This is a genomic window from Denitrobaculum tricleocarpae (assembly GCF_007004665.1).
Classification (GTDB): Bacteria; Pseudomonadota; Alphaproteobacteria; order Kiloniellales; family Kiloniellaceae; genus Denitrobaculum; species Denitrobaculum tricleocarpae.
In genome coordinates this window covers 1-908 of sequence record NZ_ML660086.1, presented here as the reverse complement: position 1 = coordinate 908, position 908 = coordinate 1, and the positions used below count along the sequence as shown (strand labels likewise).

Sequence of the window (908 nt, the reverse complement as noted above, 5' to 3'; positions counted from 1 at the left end):
TGCGATACAGCGATCGAAAGCTTCGGTCCAAGAGCTGAGCGAGCACTACGGCATCAACCCTAAGACGGTGCGGAAGTGGCGCAAGCGATCTTCTGTGGAGGATGGGCCGATGGGGCCGAAGGAGCGGCGCTCAACGGTGCTCTCGCCTGAGGAAGAGGCGCTGGTCGTCGCCTTCCGCAAGCATACGCTGTTGCCGCTCGATGACTGTCTCTACGCACTCCAAGCGAGTATCCCGCACTTGACCCGATCCAGCCTGCACCGGCTGTTACAGCGCCACGACATCAGCCGGTTGCCGCACGCGGAAGGCGACAAGCCGAAGAAGCGCTTCAAGGACTATCCGATCGGCTACTTCCACATCGACATCGCCGAGCTGCGCACCGAAGAGGGCAAGCTCTATATGTTCGTGGCGATCGACCGCGTGACCAAATTCGCCTTCGTCAAGCTCGAGCAGAAGGCCAATCGCCGAACAGCATCGGCCTTCCTGGAAGCTCTGATCGAGGCGGTCCCCTACAAGATCCACACCGTGCTCACCGATAACGGCGTTCAGTTCACCTTCCAGCCGCGCCATCGCGATGGGCCGACGGCGCGATATGCAACCCATATGTTCGGTCTGCGCTGCCGCGAGCACGGCATCGAACACCGCTTGACGAAACCAAACCACCCCTGGACTAACGGCCAGGTCGAGCGCATGAACCGAACGATCAAGGAGGCGACAGTGCGGCGCTACTACTACGACAGCCATGACCGACTGCGCACACACCTCACCGACTTCCTAAACGCTTACAACTTCGCAAAGCGGCTCAAAACCCTCAAAGGCCTCACACCATACGAATACATCTGCAAGCTCTGGACTGAACAAACCGAGCGGTTCACACTCGATCCTATCCACCACATGCCGGGACTAAACA

The 908-nt window shown here is 59.3% G+C and carries 1 protein-coding gene; it reads left to right on the top strand.

All coding sequences use genetic code 11. From position 1 onward, the window contains the following. The coding region (locus tag FKG95_RS29475) for an IS481 family transposase (RefSeq protein ID WP_246116946.1) at window positions 1-908 on the top strand (908 nt) is incomplete at both ends.